This is a genomic window from Candidatus Aquiluna sp. IMCC13023, assembly GCF_000257665.1.
In the GTDB taxonomy this organism is placed as follows: domain Bacteria; phylum Actinomycetota; class Actinomycetes; order Actinomycetales; family Microbacteriaceae; genus Aquiluna.
In genome coordinates this window covers 221,291-244,017 of record NZ_AJKR01000002.1, presented here as the reverse complement: position 1 = coordinate 244,017, position 22,727 = coordinate 221,291, and the positions used below count along the sequence as shown (strand labels likewise).

Annotated in this window: 21 protein-coding genes and 1 tRNA gene; 13 read left to right on the top strand and 9 right to left on the bottom strand. The window is 54.2% G+C overall.

What is annotated here, in order from left to right; translation table 11 throughout:
* Positions 1–155 precede the first annotated feature (155 nt).
* Both ftsX and ftsE read right to left on the bottom strand, forming a co-directional pair.
* Positions 156–1,070, bottom strand: coding sequence for a permease-like cell division protein FtsX (gene ftsX / locus IMCC13023_RS02140; protein WP_007540753.1), 915 nt, complete (start codon positions 1,068–1,070; stop codon positions 156–158).
* Positions 1,067–1,807: a cell division ATP-binding protein FtsE gene (gene ftsE, locus IMCC13023_RS02135; protein ID WP_007540751.1), complete on the bottom strand. Its 741-nt coding sequence runs from the start codon at positions 1,805–1,807 to the stop codon at positions 1,067–1,069. The genes ftsX and ftsE overlap by 4 nt, the downstream gene beginning before the upstream one ends.
* A gap of 528 nt (positions 1,808–2,335) precedes the next feature.
* On the opposite strand from ftsE, the gene IMCC13023_RS02130 reads away from it, so the two are divergent.
* Positions 2,336–3,325 carry a LacI family DNA-binding transcriptional regulator gene (locus IMCC13023_RS02130; protein ID WP_007540748.1) on the top strand — a complete coding sequence of 330 codons (990 nt, stop codon included), beginning with the start codon at positions 2,336–2,338 and terminating at the stop codon, positions 3,323–3,325.
* A gap of 110 nt (positions 3,326–3,435) precedes the next feature.
* On the opposite strand, the gene IMCC13023_RS02125 is transcribed toward IMCC13023_RS02130, so the two are convergent.
* Positions 3,436–6,321 carry an FAD-binding and (Fe-S)-binding domain-containing protein gene (locus IMCC13023_RS02125; RefSeq protein WP_007540746.1) on the bottom strand — a complete coding sequence of 962 codons (2,886 nt, stop codon included), beginning with the start codon at positions 6,319–6,321 and terminating at the stop codon, positions 3,436–3,438.
* A 94-nt stretch (positions 6,322–6,415) separates the two neighbouring features.
* Between IMCC13023_RS02125 and IMCC13023_RS02120 the strand changes: the two genes are divergently transcribed.
* The 5 genes from IMCC13023_RS02120 to IMCC13023_RS02100 all read left to right on the top strand — a co-directional run bounded on the left by IMCC13023_RS02120 (position 6,416) and on the right by IMCC13023_RS02100 (position 11,604).
* Positions 6,416–7,075, top strand: a complete 660-nt coding sequence (locus IMCC13023_RS02120; RefSeq protein WP_040324822.1) for a GntR family transcriptional regulator — start codon at positions 6,416–6,418, stop codon at positions 7,073–7,075.
* A 455-nt stretch (positions 7,076–7,530) separates the two neighbouring features.
* On the top strand, positions 7,531–8,370 hold the full coding sequence (locus IMCC13023_RS02115) for a class I fructose-bisphosphate aldolase (protein ID WP_007540742.1): 840 nt from the start codon (positions 7,531–7,533) through the stop codon (positions 8,368–8,370).
* A 1-nt stretch (position 8,371) separates the two neighbouring features.
* Positions 8,372–9,529, top strand: coding sequence for a Gfo/Idh/MocA family protein (locus tag IMCC13023_RS02110; protein WP_007540741.1), 1,158 nt, complete (start codon positions 8,372–8,374; stop codon positions 9,527–9,529).
* A 45-nt stretch (positions 9,530–9,574) separates the two neighbouring features.
* Positions 9,575–10,621 carry a carbohydrate kinase family protein gene (locus IMCC13023_RS02105; protein ID WP_007540739.1) on the top strand — a complete coding sequence of 349 codons (1,047 nt, stop codon included), beginning with the start codon at positions 9,575–9,577 and terminating at the stop codon, positions 10,619–10,621.
* A 158-nt stretch (positions 10,622–10,779) separates the two neighbouring features.
* Positions 10,780–11,604 carry a class I mannose-6-phosphate isomerase gene (locus IMCC13023_RS02100; protein ID WP_249859689.1) on the top strand — a complete coding sequence of 275 codons (825 nt, stop codon included), beginning with the start codon at positions 10,780–10,782 and terminating at the stop codon, positions 11,602–11,604.
* A 41-nt stretch (positions 11,605–11,645) separates the two neighbouring features.
* On the opposite strand, the gene IMCC13023_RS02095 is transcribed toward IMCC13023_RS02100, so the two are convergent.
* Both IMCC13023_RS02095 and IMCC13023_RS02090 read right to left on the bottom strand, forming a co-directional pair.
* Positions 11,646–11,735, bottom strand: a tRNA-Ser gene (locus IMCC13023_RS02095).
* Between the two features lie 82 nt (positions 11,736–11,817).
* A complete protein-coding gene (locus IMCC13023_RS02090) occupies positions 11,818–12,261 on the bottom strand; it encodes a nucleoside deaminase (RefSeq protein ID WP_007540734.1) in 444 nt (147 codons plus the stop codon).
* A gap of 12 nt (positions 12,262–12,273) precedes the next feature.
* On the opposite strand from IMCC13023_RS02090, the gene upp reads away from it, so the two are divergent.
* From upp to IMCC13023_RS02060, 6 genes are all read left to right on the top strand, one after another.
* Entirely contained in the window at positions 12,274–12,921 is a 648-nt protein-coding gene (upp, locus tag IMCC13023_RS02085) for a uracil phosphoribosyltransferase (RefSeq protein ID WP_007540732.1), read from the top strand.
* 65 nt (positions 12,922–12,986) lie between these two features.
* The gene (locus tag IMCC13023_RS02080; protein ID WP_007540730.1) at positions 12,987–14,303 is read left to right on the top strand and encodes a UDP-glucose dehydrogenase family protein; all 1,317 of its coding nucleotides are present in this window, start codon (positions 12,987–12,989) and stop codon (positions 14,301–14,303) included.
* Entirely contained in the window at positions 14,296–15,237 is a 942-nt protein-coding gene (locus tag IMCC13023_RS02075; protein WP_007540728.1) for a glycosyltransferase family 2 protein, read from the top strand. Before IMCC13023_RS02080 ends, IMCC13023_RS02075 begins: the two co-directional genes overlap by 8 nt.
* 12 nt (positions 15,238–15,249) lie before the next feature.
* Positions 15,250–17,004: a polysaccharide pyruvyl transferase family protein gene (locus IMCC13023_RS02070; RefSeq protein ID WP_007540726.1), complete on the top strand. Its 1,755-nt coding sequence runs from the start codon at positions 15,250–15,252 to the stop codon at positions 17,002–17,004.
* Positions 17,004–17,774 carry an ABC transporter ATP-binding protein gene (locus tag IMCC13023_RS02065; RefSeq protein WP_007540724.1) on the top strand — a complete coding sequence of 257 codons (771 nt, stop codon included), beginning with the start codon at positions 17,004–17,006 and terminating at the stop codon, positions 17,772–17,774. Before IMCC13023_RS02070 ends, IMCC13023_RS02065 begins: the two co-directional genes overlap by 1 nt.
* Positions 17,774–18,508 carry a glycosyltransferase family 2 protein gene (locus IMCC13023_RS02060; RefSeq protein WP_007540721.1) on the top strand — a complete coding sequence of 245 codons (735 nt, stop codon included), beginning with the start codon at positions 17,774–17,776 and terminating at the stop codon, positions 18,506–18,508. Before IMCC13023_RS02065 ends, IMCC13023_RS02060 begins: the two co-directional genes overlap by 1 nt.
* A 12-nt stretch (positions 18,509–18,520) precedes the next feature.
* Here the strand turns inward: IMCC13023_RS02060 and IMCC13023_RS02055 are convergent, their stop codons facing one another.
* Positions 18,521–19,804, bottom strand: coding sequence for a S8 family peptidase (locus tag IMCC13023_RS02055; protein WP_157775963.1), 1,284 nt, complete (start codon positions 19,802–19,804; stop codon positions 18,521–18,523).
* Between the two features lie 82 nt (positions 19,805–19,886).
* On the opposite strand from IMCC13023_RS02055, the gene galU reads away from it, so the two are divergent.
* Complete coding sequence (galU, locus tag IMCC13023_RS02050; RefSeq protein ID WP_007540717.1) at positions 19,887–20,795, top strand: UTP--glucose-1-phosphate uridylyltransferase GalU; 909 nt, start codon at positions 19,887–19,889, stop codon at positions 20,793–20,795.
* A 4-nt stretch (positions 20,796–20,799) separates the two neighbouring features.
* Here galU and IMCC13023_RS07435 read toward each other — a convergent pair whose 3' ends face one another.
* The 3 genes from IMCC13023_RS07435 to IMCC13023_RS02040 are packed head-to-tail and all read right to left on the bottom strand — an operon-like array spanning position 20,800 to position 22,724.
* Positions 20,800–20,937, bottom strand: a complete 138-nt coding sequence (locus tag IMCC13023_RS07435) for a DUF2256 domain-containing protein (RefSeq protein WP_081478828.1) — start codon at positions 20,935–20,937, stop codon at positions 20,800–20,802.
* 4 nt (positions 20,938–20,941) lie between these two features.
* Positions 20,942–22,033 (bottom strand): DUF3048 domain-containing protein, encoded by a 1,092-nt coding sequence (locus IMCC13023_RS02045; RefSeq protein ID WP_040324819.1) that lies wholly within the window; start codon positions 22,031–22,033, stop codon positions 20,942–20,944.
* A 49-nt stretch (positions 22,034–22,082) separates the two neighbouring features.
* A complete protein-coding gene (locus IMCC13023_RS02040; RefSeq protein ID WP_007540713.1) occupies positions 22,083–22,724 on the bottom strand; it encodes a DedA family protein in 642 nt (213 codons plus the stop codon).
* Positions 22,725–22,727 lie beyond the last annotated feature (3 nt).

Below are 22,727 nucleotides of genomic sequence, written 5' to 3'. Positions count from 1 at the left end.
AAAAAAACCGCTATTTATCTTCAAGGCATGGGTTAGGGAAGCAAACCTCAATCCTAAGGGGTGCATAGTGTGGCACGCAACTTAAATGTACGCAGCATAGTTATAAATGTGTGATGTTTTTGAGATTTAGCTAAAAACCAAAAAAGACCGCCTTTTTAGACTCTGACGTGTCTATAAGTCGACAACGCAGCAGCCAAGGTTGCAATCAGCGCGCCGACTCCCAGCACGAAAGGCGCAATGGCAAAGACATCGTCGATGCCAACAAAGCTCGTGAACGCCAGCTGAGTCGAAAGAAGATCCGTTACGAAATATTGAGTCCCGAAGGCCACCGTCGCAATAGCCAACCCGCCACCCACTAACGCCGCCAGCAAGCCCTCAAGAATAAATGGCAGCTGAATTGACCAGCTGGAAGCACCAACCAGACGCATAATTGCAATTTCTCGCCTTCTGGAAAAAGCACTTAGCCGAATTGTGGTTGTGGTCAAAAGGGCAGCGCTGAAAAGCATTATGGCCGCTACGCCACCCACGGCCAATGAGGAGATGTTTAGAAAAGTAATAATTTGGTCTAAGTAGCCGCGCTGATCTCGAACCTCGGCAACCCCTGGCTGATTGCTAAATGCTTCTACAATCAACTCAGTCTTATCGGGGTTTATTAGGTTCACCCAAAAAGCTTCATTCAGCTGTTCCGGCAGAAGATACTGAGCTGCGGATAAGTCTTCTGACTCGGCCAAGAACCTGTCAAATGCATCCTGCTGAGATTCGAAGTAGAACGCTTCGATATGTGGTGTCAGCGCCTGGCTGTTTAGAGATGCCTCGACTGCAGCCACCTGGCCCGCAGTTGCTACGCCAGCCGGGCACTGCTCTTCTGGCGAAAAGTCCGAGCATAGATAAATCGCAATCTGAGCTCGGTCATACCAATAATCTTTCATGTTGCCAACCTGCAGCTGCAACAGGGCCGCAACCGAGACAAAGCTCAGAGAAACAAAAGTGACCAAAATGATCGACACAATCATCGAGAAATTGCCGCGAATCCCCGACCACATCTCCGAGAGAATTAGCCCCACCTTCATGGTCTTTCCTCAAAGTCCTTGGGCTCTGGGATTATCGGCATGGGCTCGGAAGGAATTTCCTTATAGCTTGCGGTCTGAGCGTCTCGGATTATTTCACCGGCACTTATCTCCACAACCCTCTTTTGCATCCGGTCCACAATGTTCCTGTCGTGAGTCGCCATCACGATCGTGGTGCCGGAAAGATTAATTCGTTCGAGCAAGTTCATGATCTCAGTGCTTGATACCGGATCTAGGTTTCCAGTTGGCTCATCGGCCAGCAACACCTCGGGACGATTCACAACCGCTCTGGCAATTGCCACTCGCTGCTGCTCGCCTCCAGACAGCGCCGAGGGCAATGAGTTGGATTTATGATCAAGGCCGACTAGCCGCAGAACATCCGGAACCGCAGTTTCGATAAACGCCTTTGGCTTTCCGATTACTTGCAGTGCAAAGGCGATATTTTGATAAACGGTTTTGTTTGTAAGCAACCGGAAATCCTGGAAGACAACCCCGAGCTGTCGCCTAAATTGTGGCACTCGTCTCGCAGGAATCCGAAACAAGTTCTCCCCCAGAACCAAGACGTTTCCGCTGTCAGGCTTTTCCTCGCGAAGCATCATGCGCAATAGCGATGACTTGCCGGACCCGGAAGCCCCGACCAGAAACACGAACTCGCCACGCTGTATGTCTAGCGATACCTCGCGAAGAGCTGGCTCACCGGCACCGCGGTATGTCTTGGTGATTTCTTCAAGTCTTATCATTTCAACAAGAGCCTAGATAGGCATTAGCAGCAATTGCCGCAGGCGCTTGGGGTTGTCGCTAATTATTACTCAAAAAAACATAACGGTGTCGACTTCCTTCGTCTTTCGTCTTTTGCATCAGCGCCAGGTGCAGCCTCATCAAAGACCAACAGGTCCAGCATTTCCAAAATCACGATGCACGGGATAAACATATTTTTTTCTCGTGCAGCCGTAAGCCAACGGGGATAAGAGAGGCAAGGACAGCAAAAAAAACTGCTAATAAGATAATGACCGAGTCGCAGGAATTGGTCATTTTTGGCTTCGGCGGGCCACCTAGAAACTGTCTATTTTTCAGTTCGCACAGGCCACTTCAGCCGGCTCACGCTCGATCCCCCGTAATCATCCGCGGCCGGTTCCTTATGGCTAACTTCTTCCGACATCTTCAGTCCGTGGCGCTCTGGGCGATTACGCGACCTGAGCGACTTCCCGTTCACGTCATTCTGGTTGCGACGAGAACTTTGCGGAATACTTAGTCAGAAGGAGACAATAATGACTGACGCCCCAACAATGAACGATGTGGCCCGTGACGCTGGTGTCTCTCTCAAGACGGTTTCACGATTCGTCAACGGCGAGACGAACATCAATGCCGCTATGGCGGCCCGAATTGCAGAGGCGATTAAAGCACTCGGATACCGCCGCAACCTTGCAGCAGCGAGCATCCGTCCGGGAGGGACGAGCAAGACTCTCGGACTCATCATCGGTGATCTCGCCAACCCCTATTATTCTGGGCTCACGCAGGCTATCGAAGGCTACGCCCGAGATCGCGGCTACCTGGTGATCAGCGCGAGTTCGGACGAAAGCGGCGCGCAACATGACCGTCTTGTAGACCGGCTTATGGAGCAACGCACAGATGCACTCATCGTCGTTCCACCTCGTGATCCTGGCCGCGACTGGTCAAGCATGCCGTCACCCACCCCTCCTCTGGTCTTCCTCGACCGCCCCCTCGACTTCGTGGGCGCCGACGTCATACTCTCTGACAACTCGGGCGGAGCACGCAGCGCCGTTGCCGAGCTGATCCGCAATGGGGCCCGCCGGGTAGCTTTCATCGGTGATGCATTATCGATTTACACGATGCGCGAGCGTTATGCAGGGTACCTTTTAGCGCTTCACGATGCCGGTCTCGAGGTCGACGATGACATCGTGGCCACGAATGCCCACTCGAGAGAGCAGGCAGCCTCAGCCGTTGATGGGCTAATGCTCTCCTCGAGGATCGACGCAGTGTTTGCCGCCAACAACCGCGCATCCGTCGGCGCCTTGCTCGCTTTTCGGGAACACGGCCGATTGCCCTTGATTGGTTTCGACGATTTCGAGGCTGCCTACTTCACCACGCCAGCCGTGTCGGTGGTAAGCCAGGATATTTCCCAGATGGGAAGACTCGCCGCGGAGATCGTGTTGAACCGACTCTCGGGTTCGTCAACCGAAGCGACCACCCACATCGTTCCTACCACCCTCGAATTACGCGGCTCAGAGCTCCCCTAAACCAACGTTTGACTTGAAAACCTCGACCTCATCGGGTTCTGCCGGCAAAGAGTTGTCTCGATGTAGGCGCATCAAGCAGCAAAGTCAGCAAGCGTGCGTCACGGGGACCGCTAAGGGCGAGTAACCTCGGCAAGCAACTCCACGACGTGACGGTAGTCGCTTCCGGTGGCCCGCGTCATCCCGAGTTCGCACGTGCGGTTGCAGCTCGCGTGGGTCGATGCTCCGGCGGCGCGAACCTCTGCGGCCTGCACTGCTGTCGCCGATTCAGTCAGTTCCGGATGCAGCATCCCTCGGTCACCAGCGAATGCACAGCATCCCCAGCTTTCAGGAACCATCACCTCTTTGGCCACAGCGTTCGCAACAATGGTGAGCTGGTCGTTGAGCCCCAGACTGGTTGAAGAACACGTCGGATGCAGCGCAAGTGAATCGATTCGTTCGTAGGCAGGTGCCGCTGTGCCTGCGGCCGATCCAAGCGACTCAGCTGGAACTGTCGGAAGTAATGGAACTATACGGTTAGCCACGAATTCAACCACATCAATCACGCGCAGCGGCCGTGCTCCGCGTGCTGAAGGTTCTGGATCATTCTCGATCGTGTGAAGCAGGCCTTCGGTGCACGACGATGCGTCACAGATGATTGGGAGTTCCCCGTCTCGACTAGCCGCCCTCAAGCTAGTGAGCACGCGCTCCTGCATGATGGCGGCGCCATCCGGCAAACCCTTCGACGACCATGGAGTGCCGCAGCACAGCGAATCAATGTTTTCGGGAACCAACACGGTGACGCCGGCGCGCGCACATAGTTCCTCGAAGCTGGCCTGCACGCCAGGCCCGCGGGTGCCGTCCGGGCGGGTGGCGGGACCGAACATCGCATTCACGCACGCGGGCACGTAAACAGCTTCGACATCTGCGGATGATTCAGGTGCGGGTCGTGCGCGTCGGGCACCCCCGGCGGGCAGCTCGGAAGACCACAGCGGCAGCACATCATCGCCGAGAACGGCGCGCGCCAACTTGTTGGGTCCGGTCACGACGGCCGATGGAAGCTTCTTAGTGATCGAAAGCGCCGCCCCAGCGATCGCAGTCGTCGCTCCCCAGTGGGTTGCGGCTTTGTTCCATACCTTCTTCTCGACTGCCGAGTTCTCAGTCGTGCGGAGTCTACGCACGAGGTCGCCCGTGTTGATAAGCACGGGGCACGCGGTCTGGCACATGCCATCCACCGCACAGGTTTGCACGCCCTCGTACTCGTAGTCTCTCTCGAGTTCAGCCGCGAGAGTGTTGTCACCGTCGGCGTGCGCGGTCGCGATGGCACGCTTCACCACAATGCGTTGTCGCGGGGTCAGCGTCAGGTCACGGCTCGGGCACACCGGTTCGCAGTAACCGCACTCGACACAACGGTCGACCTCGGCTTCAATCGTCGGAGTGGACTTGATGTTCTTGAGGTGCAAGGCGGGGTCGTCGGTGATTATGACGCCGGGGTTGAGCATCCCGCTCGGGTCAAACAGCACTTTCACCTCACGCATCACGCCGTACAGTTCGTCGCCATACTGGCGTTGCACGTAGGGGGCCATGACGCGCCCGGTACCGTGCTCGGCCTTGAGAGAACCGCCCTCGCCCAACACGAGATCCACCAAGTCTTCCGTGAACGCTGCATACCGTTTCAGACCGGCTCCCTCGAACAGATCGGTGAGCATGAAGTGGATGTTGCCATCCTTTGCGTGCCCAAAAATCACACTGTTCTCGTACCCGTACTGGTCGAAGAGCTCAATAAGTCGGGAGCTTGTGCGGGCCAGTGACTCGACGGGAACGGAAATGTCCTCGAGCAGCGCAGTAGTACCGGAAGGACGTGCTCCGGCAACGCTTGCATAGAGGCCTTTGCGCATGTGCCAGAGCGAGGCGCGGGTTGCGGCTTCGCGGGAGAGCACCACCGGTTCGCTCACCTTGAGGGCTTCCAGCGCACGGCTTCCGCGCGTCTGCTGCTCACTCAACTCCTCGGCCGTTGCCGCTTGGTATTCCACGAGTAGGGCGGCATGCTGGTGGATGGCGAGATCGCGGATGAGCGGATGAGCGTCAGCCTCCATTTTGCCGACGCGCAGTGATTGGGCATCCATGAGTTCAATCGTGGTAGCACCTGTGGCAACAATTTCGGGGAGTGCTTCGTTCGCGGCGAGCAGGCTGTCGAAGATCACCAGCCCGGTTGCGGCATGGCCCAGCAGCGGGAGGGTGCGGAATACGGCCTCAGCCACAAACCCCAGGGTCCCCTCTGATCCAATCACTAGGTGCGCGAGGAGCTGTGCGGGTTCGTCGTGGTCGAGGAACGAATTGAGTCCGTAGCCCATGGTGTTCTTCATTGAGAACTGGTGCTCAATGATGCCCACCGAGATGGGGTTGTTGCGCACGCGGTCGCGCAATCGCAATAACCCTTCAAAGAGCTCGGGTTCGTCGTGGTGAAGCCTCTGGTCGGCATCTGGGGCCGCCGTGTCGACGACGGTGCCGCTGGTGAGCACGAGAGTCAGAGACTCGAGGGTCTTGTAGGTATTGCCAGTGATGCCACAGGCCATCCCCGAGGAGTTGTTGGCAACAACTCCACCGATGGTGCAGGCGGATTCGCTAGCAGGATCGGGGCCAAGTTTGCGACCGTAGCGGGCGAGGGCTCCGTTGACTTGGCGAACTGTCGCCCCAGGTTGCACGCGAACGCGCATCCCGTCAGCTTCGATAGTTATGCCTCGGAAATTACGGCGCACGTCGACAAGAACGCCATCGGTGAGGCCTTGACCACTAAGGCTGGTACCGCCCGAACGCAGGGTGACGGGCATTCCGGTGCGAGCCCCGACCTGTAGCAGCCTCCCCACTTCGGCAGCGTCCTGAGCGATCACGAGAGTCTCGGGGATGAGTAGAAAGTGCGAGGCGTCATGGGCGTTCGCGTGAAGATCAATCACTCGAGCGCTAAGGCGTCCGGGGTCGGCTAGGGCGCCGGCGAACTGGTCGTGAACTGACAGCAGCATTGACTCCTCTTTCGCGTTGAATCAAAGATTGTCCTACAAGTTTACAATACTGGCACTCGTGCCAAAAGGTAAACTTCGTGGTGGAGGAAAGCGAATGATTCGAACACTTGCGACCGTATCCGTCGTGGATGCCCTTGCAGATGATCTGCGAAGACGCCTATTTGCCGGAGATCTACCGAGCGGCTCTCTGGTGACCGAGGCACTTCTCGTCGAGGATTACAAAGTTTCTCGGTCGACCTCTAAAGCTGCGATCGAAAAGCTCACTGCCGAAGGTCTCTTAGAGCGCGGCGCTTACAAGAGTGCTCGCGTACCCGTGTTGAGTATCGAAGATGTGCGCGATATCTATCGGACGCGACTGCGACTCGAAGGCTCAGCACTTCGTGAACTCGCGGCCGAACGTTGCGTGCCCACCTCCGCTGCCGCAGCAAACGAGCGCGTTCGCCAGGCCGGAGCTTCGATTGCGGTCAGTGGACCCATCGCCTCGGTTGAACCCGATATGCAATTTCACGCATCACTCGTCGAAGCAATCGGCAGTCCACGATTGGAGCGGATGTATCGCTCGCTCGTTGACGAAGTGCGAGTATGTATGGCGCAAGTGCAGGGCAGAAAACTGTTGAGCGTCGAACAAATCGCGGCCGAACACCAAGAGATACTTGAGCACCTCGAAGCTGGAGATGCTGACTCGGCGGTCGCATGCCTCGAGGGGCACCTGAACCGAGCGAGCGAGCGACTCGTGGAGGCGCTAAGCCCATAGATCTGAAACAAGTTGCCCCTCACCGTCTTTTTTGACACGGGCATTAAGCTCCGCGGGGAGCTCCAGTTTCCGGGGAATCGGACCACCCTTAGCTCTACCGCCCGGGGCTTGGTTTTGTTGTGTGGCGACACGCCCTGACCTTCGGGTTTGAAGAAGGCCCGGCAATCCTGAACTCATCCACGCACCGGTTGACGGCTCGGTTGTCTGATCATCGAAGAAGAATGGAGTGTCTCGTCTGCGGCGCAAGTCCTTTGAGACAGTTTTTCGTCTCGTCTACTGCGTCCTGCATGGCACGAACTCCTCCGATACCAAAACTAGACAACGTTGTTTCGTTGGACATAGTATGTTAAATGTTGCAATCAAAATGTCAGTAAATAGCTGAACGATGTTGAAGTGCACGCACGGTTTCGACCCGCACTAACTTCGCCGTTTCGCGTTGAAAAAGGGAGAACCCCGTGACCTCATACCGCCTCAATCGCCTCTTCAACCCCAAATCAGGACGCGCCCTTGATGTCGCCATAGACCATGGCTTCTTTGGCGAGCCGACGTTTCTCAAAGGGATCGAGAGCATCGATAACGCTGTAAGCGCGCTAATAGCCGCCGGCCCCGATGCGATTCAGCTGACCGTTGGTCAAGCCCGTGTCTTGCAGTCCGTACCGGGTAAACAAAAGCCCGCTCTTGTCCTCAGAACCGACATCGCGAATGTCTACGGTGTTCCCCTCGACGACCACCTTTACAGTCATCACTTCCCCGACGCAGTCGAAGAGGCGGTCCGTCTGGACGCCGTTTGTGTCGTGGCGAATCTGATTCAGCTGCCAGGGCGCCCCGAGATTCGGGAGGCAAACATTCAGAGCATCATGGCGCTTCGCAAGGAATGTGTTCGCTACAACATGCCCCTCATGGTTGAACCGCTCGTCATGCAAGAAAACTCGGTCAACGGGGCCTACATGGTCGACGGCGACACAAGAAAGATTGTGTCCTTGGTGCGTCAAGCGAGGGAACTGGGCGCGGACCTCATAAAGGCTGATCCCACTTCAAACGTTGAGGACTATCACCTTGTCATCGAGGCCGCTGGCGATCTCCCAGTGCTTGTTCGCGGCGGAGGAGGCAGTATTTCGGATCGGGCTCTTCTCGAAAGAACCGTTGGAGTCCTCGACCAAGGCGCCAAGGGACTCGTCTATGGGCGAAACATTGTGCAACACAGGGATCCCGTTGGTATCACAAAGGCCATGATGGCAATTTTGCACGATGGCTCCTCCGTTGACGATGCCCTCCTGCTGATTGCGGGGGAATGACATGACCGCACCTACTGTAAACATTGGGATTGTCGGTGCGGGGCTGATGGGACGAGAAATCGCCGTCGCGATCCAGCGCTGGCCAGCTCTCATCGACCACCCCGTGCGCGCGCAAGTAACAGCCGTGTGCGACATAAATCCAGACGCCCTGGACTGGTTTGATCAAATACCAACCGTAACGACGAAGACAACAGACTACGCCGACCTGCTCTCAGATCCTTCTATTGACGTCGTGTACATAGCAGTGCGTCATGACCTACACGAAGAAATGTACATAGCTGCCATTAGGGCAGGCAAGGGCCTTCTTGCGGAAAAGCCTTTCGGAATCGATCGTTCTGCCGCGGAGAATATTCTGGAAGCAATACGTGAAAATCCTGAATCTTTCGTACGCTGCTCTAGTGAAATGCCCTTCTTCCCCGGGGCCCAGCAGGTAATCAACACAATTCGATCCGGGGCGTTGGGGCGCTTGATTGAGGTGCGCAGCTCATTCCTCCACTCCAGCGACCTTGACCTTGACAAGGGCATCAATTGGAAGCGGCAAACCGCATTTTGTGGCAAAGCTGGCGTAATGAACGACCTTGGATTGCACGCGCTTCACGTGCCTCTCAGGATGGGCTGGAATCCAAAATCGGTCTTCAGCACACTGCAGAATCTAGTGCCGACTCGACCCGGGCCGGATGGCGTTCATGTGGAGTGCGACACATTTGACAATGCCGTGCTGACGACAGACGTCCATCTTCCAGACGGCCAGCAGTTCCCGCTAACGGTCGAGACCAAGCGGATTTCTCCGGGCGATAAGAATACGTGGGAGATTCGCGCTATCGGTCTGGAAGGAGGGGTCTTCTACTCCACCAAGAACCCAAAGCAAGTTTCGACTTTTGCTGTCGTCGACCTACCAGGGATTGGCCGCGAGCAGGTTTGGCAGCATTCCGATTCAGGAAGCCAGTCGGTGTGGCCAACGGTCACTGGTGGCATCTTCGAAAGTGGATTCTCCGATTCGATTCTACAAATGTGGGCCGCATTCCTGGCGGAACGAGCTGGTCTCTTGGGCGACAAGTTCGGTTGCGTGACACCCGAAGAAGCGATGCAAACGCACCGGATCTACGACGCTGCACTGGAGTCACACGTCACTCGGTCAGAAGTTCACGTCGCAGACTAGCTTCGTGGAAATAACTTTATTTAGCTAAACAGAAGGGAGCCTCCAGTGCACCAAATCGCCGTCGCAGGGCATCTCTGCCTAGATATAGTCCCGCGCCTCTGGAGCACCGCGGCTTTCGATCCTGGCCGTTTACTGGAGGTCGGGCCCATCGCCATCTCCCCCGGCGGATCAGTTGCTAACACAGGGGGCGCACTTGCTGGCCTCGGGGCAGAAGTCACGCCGTTTGCATCGATTGGCAATGACGAACTGGGAACCCTACTTCGTGCCCAACTGAGCACCGAAGGGTTCTCGCATCCGCATCTTTCGACGTCCTCCGTCTTGACAACCTCATACAGTCTCGTAATCGAGGCACCGGGAACCGACCGAACGCTTTGGCACCATACTGGCGCCAACAATGAGTTCGACGGGACGCAGGTCGACGTCGACGGCCAGGGGCTTGTGCACGTTGGCTATCCGCCACTACTGCCCGGTGTCCTTACTGACGGCGGACGACCATTGCTCAAGCTCCTCGCTCGAGCTAGAGCCGCAGGCGCGACTTCCTCACTTGACCTGGCAGTGGTCGATCCCAACTCGGACGTCGGAGCCCTCGACTGGGCGAGCATCCTCGGGTCTGTTTTCGCCGAATGCGACATCGCAAGCCCCAGCCTCGACGATTTGACCTCGGCTCTGCAAATTAATGAGCCATATTCAGCCGCACTCGTCAGTCGCCTCGCTGACTGGATGCTCACATGCGGTGTCGCGGTCGCCGCGATCTCAGCGGGACGCCACGGACTCCATGTGCGCACCGCCTCCGCAGACCGTCTAAGGGTAGGAGGAGCGATGCTCGCACCACTCGCCGAGTCATGGGGCGACCGCTCGCTCACCGTGCCGCCTCTCCGGGTGGACAGCCCCGTCACAACCAACGGGGCCGGGGACGCTAGCACAGCAGGACTACTATTCGCGATAAGTCGCGGGTCCACCGTTGAACAGGCCGCAGCACTCGCAGCAGCCTGTTCCGCCGCCATCATGAGCGGCTCTCGGCCAACACCAGCAGTTGTCACCGCCCTTGATCACTCCCTGAATACCCTGTTCGCATCACGAGAGGACACATAATGGAGCCGCTACTGCTTCCTTCCAACCAACCCGCCGCCCGGTTCTATGAGGGCGGAGCTCGCATTTCGAGCTTTCGAAACGAACATCCATCCCCGCCCCACACTCCAGAAGACTGGATAGGGTCGACAACAAGCGTGCGCGGTAACGCTCCCACAGGAATGACCCGTCTGGCTGACGGTGAGTTGCTGACCGACGCTATCGAACGCGATCCGCTCTCGTGGTTGGGTGCGGCTCACGTTCAGCACTTCGGTGTCGACACTATGCTGCTCGTCAAGCTGCTCGATGCTGGTCAACGCCTGCCAGTGCATGCTCACCCTGACGGTGACTTTGCCGAGAAGCACGTCTCGACCGCTCACGGCAAGGCAGAGGCTTGGTTCATCCTCTCAGCTGGCGCAGTGCACCTCGGCCTGATACGCGATGTGCCCCTCAGTGAGCTTCGCGCCCTGGTCGGCGCACAAGACTCGGCAACACTTCTGTCGCTCATGCACGAAATTCAGGTGAGTGCCGGCGACAGTATCTTCGTACCGCACGGCATGCTCCACGCGATCGGCGCGGGCATTCTTCTCGCCGAGGTGCAGGAACCGGAGGACCTGTCCATATTGCTTGAGTGGACCGGGTTCGACCTCGACGGGGAAAGAGACGGGCACCTCGGGCTGGGCTTTGACCTCGCGCTCACGGCGGTCGAATCCCACGGGCGCTCGATCTCAGAGGTCGAAGAATTCGTTCTTCGTAATTCCCCGGAAGGCTCGGTACTTCCGGAATCTGCCGACCCGTTTTTCCGTTTAGATCGTGTTACCTCGAGCCGAGATTTCCCCTCGGGTTTCGCAATCGTCATTGTCATCGGAGGATCCGCAAAGCTGATCTCGGCGGCGGGATCGTCAATGGAGCTCCCAGCGGGCTCAACAGTCTTGATTCCTCACGCAGCAGGATCGTTCCATATTGACGGCGATGCGCTCGTCGCCCGCCCTCCACGATGTGAGTGAGTCAAAGCTCCGCTCGTGCTTCAGAAACTAAAGAACTCTTGTGGCGGTGACGGTGGGATTTGAACCCACGGTGGACTTTCACCCACACAACTTTTCGAGAGTTGCACCTTCGGCCGCTCGGACACGTCACCGTGGGAAAGCTTAGCAACACTCGAGCCCTGGATCGAAGCCTGAAAAATAACAGGAAAGCAAAACAAAAAAATAAATTTTCGCCTAGCGCCTAGCTTCGAAAAACTCCCTGAGGACTTTGGAGCACTCATATGCCAACACTTCAGGAATCACCTCAACCGGGTTGCCAAGCCTGCTGTCGCGAAGAACATCGTAGATAGAGCCCGCCGCCCCAACGCGCTCATCCCAGGCCCCGAAAACAACTCTTGGAATTCTGGCCGCCACGATTGCACCGGCACACATCACGCACGGCTCGAGGGTGACGATGAGCGTGCAATCATCTAGCCGCCAAGAGTTCAATTTCTTTGCGGCAGTTCGAATAACCTCAATCTCGGCATGCGAGGTTGGGTCCTTGAGCTGCTCTCTAAGATTGTGAGCAATCGCAACAACCTTGTGATTTCCATCTACTAGAACAGCACCAACCGGCACTTCGTCGCCGGAAAGCTTGGCTTGTTCAAGTGCAAGGTGCATCAAAGCTTCAAACTCCATAGTCTTAAGCCTATGCGACTTCATGTAGCGAATCACCCATTGATTACTCACAAGCTCACCGTGCTGCGAGACAAGCGCACGCCGAGCCCCCAGTTCAGGCAACTGGTCGAAGAGCTCGTGACTCTGCTTGCCTACGAGGCCACTAGAGACATCCGAGTTCAAGAGGTTGAAATTGAGACGCCGGTGCAAAAAACCACCGGCGTGAAAATTTCCAACCCCAAGCCACTTATAGTGCCCGTGCTTCGCGCGGGCCTCGGCATGCTCGAGGGAATGGTCAAGTTGCTCCCTAGTGCTGAGGTTGGCTTTCTCGGGATCAAGCGCAATGAGGAAACTCTTGAGCCATATACATATGCCAATCGCCTGCCGGATGACTTAGAAAACCGCCAAGTTTTTATAATCGATCCGATGCTTGCCACCGGGGGGACCTTAAATGACTCCATCGATTACATCTTTGAGCGCGGCGCAGTCTCTGCAACCTGCGTCTGTCTCCTCGGTGCACCCGAGGGGGTCGAAAACGTGAGAGCACACCTGAAGGCCAAGTGGCCTGATCGCGAGGTTGAGGTGGTTCTCGGAGCACTCGATGAGAAGCTAGACGAGCGCGGCTACATAGTGCCGGGCCTAGGCGATGCCGGAGACCGGCTTTATGGAATAGCGCAGTAGAGCAACAGGCAAGCTCTCAATAGTCAACTTCATTGAGCCAACCAAACAGTAAACTCCTTGTCACAATGAAGATTTCAGTAATCGGGCTTGGCTATCTTGGATCAACCCACGCGGTTGCCATGGCGCAGCTTGGCCACAACGTCATCGGAATCGACCCTGATGACTCCAGAGTGCAAGCACTGGCAGCTGGAACACTTCCTTTTTTTGAACCCGGATTAGAAGATGCTCTTAGGCAGGCTATTTCTTCAGGAAACTTAAGCTTTCAAACAGACCACGATGATCTAAGTGCAGTAAGTGATATCCACTTCATTTGCGTTGGAACTCCTCAAATTTCTGGTCAGCAGTCAGCCGACACATCCTACGTTTTTGCAGCGGCCAGCCAGCTTGCAGCTGTGTTGAGGCCCTCGAGTCTGGTGGTTGGTAAGTCCACTGTGCCGGTTGGCACAGCCAGAAACCTGATTACAAATATGCGAAAAGCCACAGGCTTTACTCCAAAGCTTTGTTGGAACCCGGAGTTCCTTCGAGAGGGAACAGCTCTCGCAGATTCAATGTCGCCGGACCGAATAGTTATAGGTAGCGATGACCTTGAATACAACCAAGCCCTAAAAAGCTGCTACCAAAAAATGATTGACCAGGGCATTCCCGTGCTAGAGCTAGACCTGGAAACAACTGAGCTTGTGAAGGTTTCGGCAAACGCCTTTCTAGCCACCAAAATTAGCTTTATTAACGCGATGGCAGAGATAGCCGAGGCCTCTGGAGCTGATGCCGTGAGGCTTGCCGAAGCCATCGGCCTAGATAACCGAATTGGCAAAAGCTTTCTTCGAACTGGAATTGGCTTCGGCGGCGGATGCCTACCAAAAGACATTCGCGGATTCATCGCTAGGGCAGATGAGCTTGGCGTTGGGGAATCGCTTGCGTTTCTAAAAGAAGTTGATCAAATAAACCTGCGTAGACGCCAGCGCATCGTGTCTCTTGCTACAGAAGAACTTGGCCAAGTAAGCAACAAGAAAATCACAATGCTTGGAATCAGCTTCAAGCCGGACAGCGATGACCTTCGGGACTCGCCCGCTCTCGAGATCGCCCTGAGACTGCAGGCCCTCGGCGGCATCGTTACCGTCCATGATCCGGTTTCATTGGAAGCCTTGGAGAAAAAATCCTCTGGGCTGATTTCGGAATCAGACCTATTGGCCGCACTAAAAGATGCCGACTTGGTCATCCTTGGAACCGAGTGGGCGGACTACAAAAAACTAGACCCTGAAGCAGTAAGCAGCTTGCCTCGAGTCAAAACAATCATTGACGGACGAAATGTTCTAAGTGTTGAGGCCTGGCAAAAAGCTGGGTGGCGAATAATTGCGCCGGGTAGAAATATAGTCAATGACTGACCTCAAAGACGTCTCGTTTGTAATGCCGGTTCTGAACGAGCAGGATTACCTAGCAATCGCCGTTGAGTCGGTACTTAGTCAAAAGACTCCCGGCAAAAACCAGCTCGTGCTGGCTCTTGGGCCCTCTACCGATAAGACCAACCAGCTCGCCGAATCGTTGGCGAAAAAATATAAGAATCTGATCTTGATCGAAAACCCAACAGGGCTTACCTCGACCGGCTTGAACCTTGCAATTGAGAAATCCAATTACGAAACCGTAATTCGAGTCGATGCCCACTCGGAGCTATCCGATAACTATGCCGCGAGCGCCGTCAAAATACTGAACACTACCGGCGCTGCAAATGTTGGCGGCATGATGATTGCCAAGGGTAGAACGGCTTTTCAGAGGGCAGTTGCCTTTGGTTATAACTCACGGTTTGGCCTTGGTGGTGGGTCATTCCACGTTGGTGGAAAGCCGGGTCCTGCGGATACCGTGTATTTAGGTTGTTTTCGCAAATCGATAATTACCGAGCTTGGCTTATACGAACCCAAGTGGGTGCGCGGTCAGGACTGGGAACTAAACCTAAGAATTCGACAGGCAGGGCATACCGTTTGGTTTGACCCAGACCTCAAGGTCGGTTACTACCCGCGAGAAAGCATCAGGGCTTTGGGAAAGCAGTTTTACTCAACCGGAGTTTGGCGCGGCTCCTTGACTAAACAAAACCCAATGGAGTCCTCCTTCCGCTACTGGATACCTCCCCTATTGGTTCTCGCGAGCGTGCTGCAGGTCCCTCTTTGGATCTACCTTTTCGCAGTAGCACTTGTCAGCTTTGGTGTTAGCAAATTAGACCTCAGCTCCAAATTCTGGCTACTGGCAGTTTTACCAACCATGCACTTTTGCTGGGGCATTGGGTTTTGGGTCGGGTTGCTCTCCAATCAAACCAAGGCTCGGTGATAGATTTTGCCCGTGACTAAACCCCGAATAGTAATTTGCTCGTTCTACACTCCCGACGAGTACTACGGCAACCACGCTAAGCAGTTGCTTGAACAACTTGATGAACTCGGGCTTGAGCATGAGCTTCTAGAGGTTCAAAAGAATGAGGGCGATGACTGGGCCGATGTCACTAGAAAAAAGATTGGCTTCATAAAAAAAGTTTGCGATCGCAACCCTGACAAGATGGTCTTCTGGATCGATGTAGATTGTCGAATCTCATACCTACCGGATTACATAGCTAATTCCAGTGCCGACCTAATTGGCTTCCAAAGGAGCTTTGGTTCGCCAATGCAAATTGGATACAACAACCGCACTAGATTTTGGGAGCCGAGCTTCTGGGGCGTAAATGCCACCAAGCAGGGGCGCAAACTAATTGACGATGCCTACGCGCTTGAGCAGCGGGCAGAAATAAAAGCAACCGATGATTACTTCCTTGAGGAAGCATGGCGGGCAAACTCAAGATTAATAAGCTTTCAAATGATTCCTACCACCGCAATCATGAGAGATCGGGCAATGACTGAGCCCGGTCAGCACCCACCGTTTTTCTCATTTGGCTCAAGCGGCAATGTTGCTGACTTCAAAGACAAAGTTGTTCAGCACGGTGCAGCCAAGAAAATTGGCACTCGTCGACAAATATTGCGCCGAGTAAAAAGACTTGAGCGTATCTTGCCCAGAGCCATCAAAAACCCACTCCGAAGAATGGCCGATGGAGTGGGTATCACCGGACTCTTGACCCAAGGAAGACCGACTCACATTGACCCGGCTAGACGCACCGCCCTTGGCCAAATGCTAAACGCTGGCATGAACGGTCAACAACAGGACCTCGAAACTGCAAAATGGGATTTTGAAAAGAAGTTTCTAGCCAGCAATCAGGATCAAGCAACCATTGATGTGGCCAGCTCGTTCCTTTACTACTCGGACAGGCCCTCGGAAAACATAATCCCCGTTACCTGGTGGTCAAAGCCATTCCCGGGAAACTTCGGAGACTGGCTATCTCCACTCATGATCTCCCACTACACCAGCAGCAAAATAATTCTTCAAGCCCCGACTAAGCCGACCACCAAGAAAAACCTGGTGGCGATTGGTTCAATTGGCCGATTTATAAAGCCAAACTCAGTTGTTGTCGGCACTGGAATTTCAAGCGAAGAGATTGAGCTTTCAAAAAAAGCTGACTACCACTCGGTGCGTGGACCGCTGACAGCCGCAGTGCTTAGTCGATCCGGCGGCCCGCAAGTGGAAAGCTTCGGTGACCCGGGCCTTGCGATCAGCGAGGTAATTCAACTAAAGCGCGGCAAAACAAACGGCAGAGTCGCTTTTATCCGTCACTTTTCGCACCTAGCTATCCCGGTTCGACTACCGGAAAACTATGACGAGGTTTCGGTGCTGCTTTCCCATCCGGACCAGATCAAGAATTTTCTTCAAAACCTAATTGGCTACGACAGTGTCGTCACCTCGGCGATGCACGTAATGATTGCCTGCCAGTCCTATGGCATTCCATGCGGCCTTGTCACCTTCGAAGGCTTCCAGGAAAACGTTCACGGCACGGGAATCAAATACCAGGACTACGCCCTTGGCGCAGGCGTTGAAGTGATGAACCCCGAGATCATTGCCCTTGATCTAACAAAGCTTGACTCCGACCACTTGGTTCGCGACATCAGTGTCTCGAAAGAGAAAAAACTCGAGGTGTTAGACGCAATAAAGAGTGCGATTGCTAGGTTTGATAACTAATGAAACGCATGGCAATTGAGCTGTTCTCCTCAGCCAGACTTTTGTTGCCCACTAGGCGTTTCCGTTGGCAGCTCTTGCTACTTGTTTTTATCGCTGCAGCAATACCGGTCACTGAACTATTGGTAGCAAAGTTATTTACAGACTTGGTAATCGATGGGGCAAATCGATCATTGCTTGAACTCGGGCTATCGGTTTCAATTTTCGCAGCCCTATTTATTACCACCAGGATCGCCAACTATATTCAAAAGACCTATCGCGTGAAGTTTTTCGACAGGGCATTCGGTGCCGACACCAGAGAGCGCTCCAGCCAAAAAGAAAGCTGGGAATGGGCGATGGCCCTGGAGCTAGTAAATGTATTCAGCTTCATCACTCAACTGATAGTGATTTCGGGCTTTTTCTTCGCTCTCTCACCAGTCTTTGCCGGTATCAACCTGCTGCTTGTGATCATTGTCCTTGAAGTATTTGGCAGGCTTTTTAGAAAGCAGCAAATTATTCAGCGCGGCTATGTCGAAGCCAAGCGAAACAAGGAGGCTGTAGCCCCGGCAGAGCGCCTAGGTTCCCGAATTCAAACGGCGGAATTTGGAACACTTTTAGCCAGCTTTCTTGTGGTGGCACTCATGGGTGTTTTGATTTGGCTGAGCATCTCAGGTGTCATTTCACTTTCAAACACCATTGTGTTTTTTCTTGGACTAAGGCTGCTAAACACCACATTCTCTTCGGTGTCCTCGAGCTTGATGCGTTTCGCCCGGGCAAAGGCAAATAGCTTCTAATGCCGCTTTTGACCATTGGCTACTCAACTCTTGCCGATCGAGTACAGAACATTAGGTTTCCAAAAAATGCTGACTGGGAATATCAAGTTCACGTTCAGCAGGCTCTGACCAAACCAGTCGAACCCGGTGTGGTTTATCTAGATTCCTCGGGAGTTGCAAAAAGTCGAAACTCGGCTATCCGGCACGCAAGCGGAACCTACCTGCTCTTCGGTGATGACGACGTGGTGTTTCACGAACAAGCGCTCACGGAGGCACTTCGCTATTTGGATCACCACCCGAAGGTTTCACTGTTACTCGCGAGCGCCGTCGATGAGACAGGAAACTTGCGCAAGAACTATCCGACCAGACTTACCAAGCTGAATAAATTCAACTGTGCCAGAGCCGCCACCTACGAAATGATTGTGCGCGTAGAGGATGCAAAGAATTACGGTGTGCTCTTCGATGAAGACTTCGGTGCCGGAGCTAAAAACCACCTGGGTGATGAATATATTTTTATCGCTGACTTGATCTCCAAGGGTGCAGAGTGCGTGTTTGCACCTATCCCCATTGCGATGCATCCGGCCAACAGCTCGGGTGCTAGATGGGGGACCAAGCAAGACCGGATCGCAAGAGCAAGAGTTTTCAAAAGGGTCTTTGGCCTAATGGCAATGCCCGTGAGACTTGCCTTCGCTCTAAGACGAATACCCGAACTGGGTGGCTTTATGAATGCCGCTAAGTTCGTAATTTCTCGCTAGTTAGCACCGCGCCTATTTGGTAACTACCGTTTTAGAAAAAGCGGCCGGGGTTACCCCATTGAGATAAAGATCTATCGTCACTGTCAGCCCGATCGCAGAAGTTAGTCGATCGAAGGCTTGGAAGTCCTTGGTAACGGTCACCTTCTGCCACTTGCCGGCAATTCTCCATGACAATGTTTGACCCTTGTAGCCCTTGGCATAGACCACAATCTTGCCGTTGAAGGTTCCTACGTTCAGGACCTGCCCTGCTGAGGGTTGTGGAGCTATGACTCCCCCCACCGCAGTGTTTGAGAGCAACAAGTAAGCGGCTCGAAGATCAACCATCGGTATGCTCTTCCGGATCACATCATTGATTGGCTTTCCAGATGCCTTGAGTGCTGACAGCACCTGTTCAGCGTCGTGGTCGGGAAACGCTTGCCGCAACAAGGCGTAGCTACCAGCGACCAGAGGGGCAGCCGCGCTGGTGCCGGATGAACGAACGTAGCTAAATGTATTCGCGCTGATGGCGTAGTCAGGTGCCAACAGCTCAACCTTGTCCGACATGGTTACATACCAGGACACCTCGGTAGCTTGATTGACTGACCCAACTGCGACTGCATCCTGCAAGCAGCTTGGGAAAAGAGAGGTGGCGATATCCAGTGTTGGAGTATTGCCTGCCGAGGCAAAAGGAATAACTCCGCCTTTGCGAAGAGAGCTCAGAACCGCTGCCATCTGCTGCAGTTCAGGGTTTGTGTCACAGCGGAGCCATTCACGTGGAATCTCTGTGAAGTAGCCGCCCCAGCTCATGGACAACGCCACAATGTTGAGCTCTTCTTTTCGCTTGTCCACGTATCTCAATCCGGCCAAAATACCGCTGAGCGTGAGGTCAACGTTTGCCATCAATATGTCTGATCCCGGAGCAATGCCGCCGGGTGCTTCGTTGGTTGGGTTTCCAGCCACAATTCCGGCCACCATGTTGCCGTGGTCCTCAGTTGCGACATAAAGACTTCCGATTTTTCGCTGCGAAGCAGCTTCAGCACCTAATTGCTCCCGCGTGCCATTTGGGCATCGATAGCTGGAGGTGGCCTCAACAAAACAGTAGCCATCAATGATTTGGCCAACGAAATAGGGATGGGTCAGATTCACACCCTGATCAATTATCGCAACCGTCGTGCCCTCGCCCGTAAAGCCTTGATCCCAAAGGCTCTGTGCGTTCATGGCTTGATAGGCCGGTTCGCTAGGTGCCGCGTTTGCGGCAACGCCCGCAGGCAACAAGACAACGAGCGTGGCAATAAGAGCCAGCAGTTTCGACTTCAAAAAGATCCCCTTCAAGGCCTTGAACACAAAAATACTGGTTGAGAATGTTTGCGGAGCCTGAAACAAAGTCTAGGCTTCAGCTATGAAAAAACCAACCGAAAACACGGCCTTTCAAGTTACCAAGGCAGTGATCCCGGTAGCCGGTTTAGGAACCAGATTCCTCCCCGCCACTAAAGCGATGCCCAAAGAGATGCTTCCAATCGTAGACAAGCCCGTTATTCAATACGTTGTAGAAGAGGCAGTAGCTGCTGGCCTGAGTGATTTACTGATGATTACCGGAAGAAACAAAAATACATTGGAAAACCACTTTGACCGAGTAGCCGAGCTGGAACAGGTACTTGCCAGCAAGGGTGACGAGCAAAGATTGTTCAAAGTCCAAGAGTCCTCGCAGCTAGCAGACATCCACTACACCCGTCAGGGCGACCCGCTAGGCCTTGGTCACGCAATTTTGAGAGCCAAGAGCCATGTTGGTGAGCATAGCTTCGCCGTGCTGCTTGGCGATGACATTATCGACGCCAGGGACCCGTTGCTGAATCGCATGCTGGAAATTCATCAGCAAACCGGTGATAACGTGATTGCCTTGATGGAGGTTCCAGCTGAGCAAATCTCCCTCTACGGCTGCGCCTCAGTTACTGCCACAGATTCAGACAGCGTCATAGTGACCGATCTTGTGGAAAAGCCGGCACCTGGAACCGCACCTTCTAACTACGCAGTAATTGGCAGATATGTGCTTCGACAAGAGATGTTCCAAATTCTTGAGGAGACTGCTCCTGGGAGAGGTGGAGAGATTCAACTAACCGATGCCCTCCAGTATGCCGCCAAGCACACAGGCATTGCCGGTGGCGTTAGAGGTGTTATTTTCACGGGTCGTCGCTATGACACCGGAGACAAGTTGGATTTCATAAAGGCAACCATCAAGATCGCAAGTGACCGCGAGGACATTGGCCCGGATCTCAAGGACTGGCTCAAGGAGTACACCAAGTCCTTATAGCTGACTATTTTGTCCGCTTGCATTTCTCGGAGCAATAGCGAACTTCGTCCCAATTTTTCTCCCAGGATTTCCGCCAAACCATTGGTCGGCCGCAGCGGAGGCAAATCTTCTCGGGTAGGTCCTTCTTCTTTACTCCGCGCACAGCGTTACTCGGTGACGGCCTCAGTTAGAGAAATCTTCAATACTGATTTAGGAACATCCATCATCTCGACCCAGGTGTTTCCAATCGCCAGCTTCAAAACTTCACCTGATTCGGTGGCGAGAACGATTGGGTCTTCACTCTCGCCCTTGGACCAAGAGCCCTTCAAGTAGTAGCCGTCTGAGAACACGTGGGCTATGCCCTCATTGTTTACAAGCTTTGCTTTTGGAATCGCCCCATATTTTGGATCCACAAAGCTAAGGTCGTGAACGACTTCCATCACCACAACGTTTTTAGCCGCCACCTGATCACCGCCGAACTGAGTGTGTGGGGTTCCATCTTGGGTTCGAAGCCAAGCTGTTTGCAGAGGTTCAGCCCAGGCAAACTTTGCGGTCCCAAGATCCCAAACTGATTTCAACTGCGGGTACTTAACGCTCAGACCTTTTGCTGAAACACCTTGAGAAACAGCAGATGGGATTGCATCAAATTCGAAACCTGCCTGTGGGACTGGTTGTTCAGCTGCGTAAAGCTCCTGCAGTTTTTGCGCACTGAAATAAAGATTCCAAGGAGCTTTCCTTGTGGACTCGCGGTAGTAAGTCTCGTTCTTCATTTCAGTATCTTCGTCGCTGATAACTAGGCCCGTGGCTTTTGCCGCCGTCTTGAAAGGAGCCTGGCCGCCCGAAAAAGCAAAGACCCCGTGGAATGGATCGACTATTGATGCGTCGACCGGTCGCACCGAGCGAACCGGCCCGATTGCCTCTGGCATTCTCGAATGCCAGACCGGCAAGAGCCTGGTGAGACCCACTTCAACGCGGGTTACATAGACAATGTCAGCATCATTTAGCGCGAGTTGTGGCCTGCCGGAGTAGGTGTTGTCGATCTTGGCAGAGACTGCCGGCATGGCTAGATAGAGATTCTCCCCCTCGAGGTACTCAACTCCGGTTAATGGAGCAGCCACGTATACCGGCTCTGGCTCAGGCTCCACTGTTACCTGAGGAGCGGCTGAGGTTATTGCGGGTACCGGTTCGACAGCTGCCTGACATGAGGTCAGAGCCAGAAGGCCGACGAGAGTCAGAACTAAGATTTTGAGTGAGCGCATTTGGATAATCCTAGAAGTTTTAGGCAAAAACTGGCTGATGACGTGGCGGCTATTTGCCGGACTGGGCCTTTCTGACCTTGTGCCGCTTAACAAGTCGGTCTCTAAGGATTTCCAGTGGGAGCAACATCGTGGTGCCCACGACAATCAGCAGGACAGTAATTTCTAAGTTTTCCTTCACCATCTCGATGCCGCCCAGCCAATAGCCTGGAACCATAAACACCACGACCCAAGCCGTTGCGCCAATGAGGTTTAGTTTGGTAAATCTGCGGTAGTCCATCTTGGAAATGCCAGCAAGCATTGGGATCAGAGCCCTCAGAATTGGCACAAATCTAGCCAAAACCACTGCCCTGGCTCCGTAGTTTTCGAAAAACTCATGGGTTCTATTGAGCGTCGCCTTGTTCAAAATGAACTTGCGTTCCTTGGCTATCAAGGGCGGACCGATTTTCGCGCCAATCCAATAGCCGACCTGGGTCCCAGAAAAAGCCGTGGTCCAAATAAGCAAAAAGCCTGCCCAATCTGGAAGCCAAGATTCCGAGTTTGCAAGTGTCAAGCCGGTCAAAAATAACAGCGAGTCCCCCGGCAAAATGGAGGTGAAAATGAAGGCGGTTTCGATGAAAATTACGAAAGCAACGGCAACTGCGGCCCAGTCGCCAAAAGCCTCGATTATCGCCTGCGCATCAAACCAGTTCAAGTT